Consider the following 3,259-nt stretch of genomic DNA (forward strand, 5'->3'; position numbering starts at 1 on the left):
GGCGGGCGTCTCGAAGGACGAGGCGCGCGCTCAACTCGCGCAGAGCCATATGCGATCGCTCTGACGGAAGGTGCGACTGACGTCGGGTGACGATGGCATTATGCCGCTGTTTTGCCCGACGAGTCAAAATCCACCGCCGATCTGCGTCGAGATGGCCTCGGATCGGAGGCCGCGCGGTGAATCGGAAATTCGTAAGCGAAAACAAGCCTGTTCTACTGTGCATGGGGTTGTTTTCGTAACTTTGTGATGGCGGACCTCAACCCTGCCGGCGCAGGAAGCCGGTGATCGTCACCTTGTCCCAGATCCCGGCCGCGGCAAACGGATCGGCGCGGTTGAAGGCCTCGACTTCGCCACGGCTAGGGGCCTCGATCAGGAACAGGCTGCCGATCATGGTCTGGCCGTCGTCGGACACCAGCGGCCCCGACATCACGATCTTGACCCCGAAGCGCGAGGTGTCGCTCAGGAACGCCTTGTGGGCGTCGTAATTGGCAAGCCGCGTCGGGAGCGCTCCGGCGCGATCGAGCGCGTGAATGGCGAACAGCATGGTGTCTCCGTGTCTTGCTTCGGTATTGGGACGGCCGCAGCTGCGGCCGTCCGGGTTCGCAGTGATCGGTCAGTTTACTTCGCGCTGAGCTTGCCGGCTTCCTCGAAGGTGGGGCATTTGCGCTGCTCCAGCGGCACGTCGAACGGCTGGTAATTGTCCTTGGTGATCACCGTCGGCTTCAGCACGATCTCGGCGATGATGGGCTCATTGCGCAAGGACCGGATCGCCATCATGGTGCCGAGACAGCCTTGCGCAAAGCCGTTGTAGTCGCCGCTCGCGAGCAGCTTGCCGGACTTGATCGCGTCGATCGCCTCCTTGGTGCCGTTGATGCCGATCACCTGCGCCTTGCGATTGGCGCCGTCGAGCGCCTCGATCGCGCCGACCGCCATGGCGTCGTTGGCGGCGAGCACGCCGTCGATCTGCGGATTCGACTGCATCAGGTTCTCCATGACCTGGAGCGCCTGCAGCCGCTGGTAGTTGCCGGGCTGCGAGGCCAGGAGCTTGGCGCCGGGCGCCTCCTTCAGGGCGTCGTTGAAGCCGCGGACGCGGTCGACATTGGTCAGCGAGCCCTTGACGCCCTCGATGATGACGATGTTGCCCTTGCCGCCCAGCGTCTTCAGCAGGAAGCGCGCTGTCTCCAGCCCGAGGCTATAATCGTCGGCGCCGACGAAGGACAGGAACTTGCCGCCGGCCGAGCGGTCGGTGATGTTGACGAGCGGGATCTTGGCCTCGTTGATCTTCTCGACGCCCGGAACCATCGCCTTGTAGTCGACTGGCGTGAACACGATCGCGCTCGGCTTCTTCACCACGACGTCCTCGATCTGGCTGAGCTGCTCGGGGATCGAGTCCGGCTTGGTCGGGATGTATTGCAGCGTCTTCGCGTTCAGCACCTTCGCCATGTTGTCGGCGCCGACCCGCACCGTCTGGAAGAACGGGTTCGTCTGGTTCTTGGTGAAGACGGCGATGGTCTCGCCGTCGGCGCGCGCCGTAGTGGTGAACGCAGTCGCCATCAGCAGCGGCAGCGCCATATAGCCCATTGTCTTTCTCATGTTGCTTCCATCCCTCGTTTTGCTTGTTGGATTGCTAGAACTCACTGCGCGCGGCGGCGCGTCTTCATGTCGAGCCAGACCGCGAGAATGACGATGACGCCGGTGACGAGCGGCTGCCAGTTGGCGCTGACCGAGAGCAGGTTCATGCCGTTCAGCACCAGGGTGAGGATCAGCGCGCCGATGAAGGTGCCGAACACGGTGCCGACGCCGCCGAACAGCGAGGTGCCGCCGATCAGCACGGCCGCGATCGCCGGCAAGGTCAGGCTCTCGCCGATGTCGGCTTCGGCTGAATTGAGCCGCGACAGGAAGATGATCGAGGCGAGCCCCGCCATGGTGCCCGAGACCGCATAGACCAGCAGCAGGCGCCGCGCGACCGGAATGCCGGAGAGGCGCGCCGCAACCGGATTGGCGCCGATCGCATAGATCTCCTGGCCCCAGACCGTGCGCTGCGCGAAGAACGTGCCGATGCCGAGGAACACCAGCAGCAGATAGACCGGGATCGGCAGGCCGAACAGATAGCCACTGCCGATCTGGCGGAAGCCGGCCGGAAAGCCGTGCAGGGTCTCGCCCGCCATGTACCAATAGGTGAGGCCGTTCAGCACCCAGAGCATCCCGTAGGTGGCGATGAAGGAGGGGATGCGTAGCGCGGTGACCATGATGCCGTTGAGCAGGCCGACGAGGCCGCCGCTCGCAAGCCCGGTGAGGATGCCGAGCGCAGGCGAGCCGGTCGTGTGAATCACCGTGCCGGCGAGGCAGGCCGACAGCGCGACATTGGCGCCGACGGAGAGATCGAGGCCGGCGGTCAGGACCACCAGCGTCAGGCCCGAGGCAATGAAGAAGGTCAGGCTCGCCTGGCGGAGCACGTTGAGGATGTTGCCGAGGCTCAGGAAAGAATCGCTGAGCACGGCGAGCGCGGCGCAGATCAGGAGCGCCGCGAGCAGGCGATAGAACACCTGGATCGCATCCTGCGACAGGAACGAGCGGGGGGGCATCATCGCTTCTTTGGTGATGTCGGTCATGCCCGGCTCCTGAGTCCGTCGAGGAACAGCGCGAGGATGACGAGCACACCGACGCTTGCGACCTGAACCGAGGACGGCAGCGAGATCAGGTTCAGCCCGTTGCGCAGCACGCCGACGGAGAGGACGCCGAGCAGCGTGCCAAGCAGCCAGCCATTGCCGCGCTCGAACGAGGTCCCGCCGACGGCGACCGCCGCGATGGCCTCGAATTCGAGCCCGAGGCCGGCAGTGGGGTGGCCGGAGTTCATCCGCGCCGTCATCAACAGGCCGGCAATGCCGGCCATGGCGCCGCCGATCGCATAGACCGCGATCAGCAGCCTGTTGGGCGAGAGCCCGGCATAGCGCAGCGCCTCGCGGTTGCCGCCGAGCGCGAAGATGTAGGTGCCGAACCTCGTATGATAGAGCAGCACGTGGAAGACCGCGTAGGTTACGAGCGCCATCACGATCGGAACGGGGACTCCCAGAAGCGTCGCCGAGTAGATGTCGCGCACGCTATGGGGAATGCCCACCACGCTCTGGCCGTCGCTGACGATCAGCGACAGTCCCTGCGCCATGCCGAGCGTGCCAAGGGTCGCGACGAAGGGCGGGATGCCCACGATCGCAACCAGCCAGCCGTTGGCAAGGCCGAAGGCGGTGCCGACCAGCAGGCC

General features: G+C 65.1%; 4 protein-coding genes. All 4 read right to left on the bottom strand.

Annotated features, from left to right (window positions below; all coding sequences use genetic code 11):
* Positions 1–256 precede the first annotated feature (256 nt).
* Positions 257–544 (bottom strand): YciI family protein, encoded by a 288-nt coding sequence (locus JHD07_RS36190; protein WP_291630898.1) that lies wholly within the window; start codon positions 542–544, stop codon positions 257–259.
* Positions 545–618: 74 nt separating this feature from the next.
* Positions 619–1,593 carry a sugar ABC transporter substrate-binding protein gene (locus JHD07_RS36195; protein WP_291630900.1) on the bottom strand — a complete coding sequence of 325 codons (975 nt, stop codon included), beginning with the start codon at positions 1,591–1,593 and terminating at the stop codon, positions 619–621.
* A gap of 41 nt (positions 1,594–1,634) precedes the next feature.
* Positions 1,635–2,612 (bottom strand): ABC transporter permease, encoded by a 978-nt coding sequence (locus tag JHD07_RS36200; RefSeq protein ID WP_291630902.1) that lies wholly within the window; start codon positions 2,610–2,612, stop codon positions 1,635–1,637.
* The coding region (locus tag JHD07_RS36205; protein WP_291630904.1) for an ABC transporter permease at positions 2,609–3,259 on the bottom strand (651 nt) is incomplete at its 5' end. The genes JHD07_RS36205 and JHD07_RS36200, both read right to left, overlap by 4 nt.

Source organism: Bradyrhizobium sp., from assembly GCF_016462955.1.
Classification (GTDB): Bacteria; Pseudomonadota; Alphaproteobacteria; order Rhizobiales; family Xanthobacteraceae; genus Bradyrhizobium.

What these genes read in the sequence shown, in the direction of transcription:
- JHD07_RS36200 (WP_291630902.1), bottom strand. Translation starts at nt 2,612, where the DNA reads ATGACCGACATCACCAAAGAAGCGATGATGCCCCCCCGCTCGTTCCTG.
- JHD07_RS36190 (WP_291630898.1), bottom strand. Translation starts at nt 544, where the DNA reads ATGCTGTTCGCCATTCACGCGCTCGATCGCGCCGGAGCGCTCCCGACG.
- JHD07_RS36195 (WP_291630900.1), bottom strand. Translation starts at nt 1,593, where the DNA reads ATGAGAAAGACAATGGGCTATATGGCGCTGCCGCTGCTGATGGCGACT.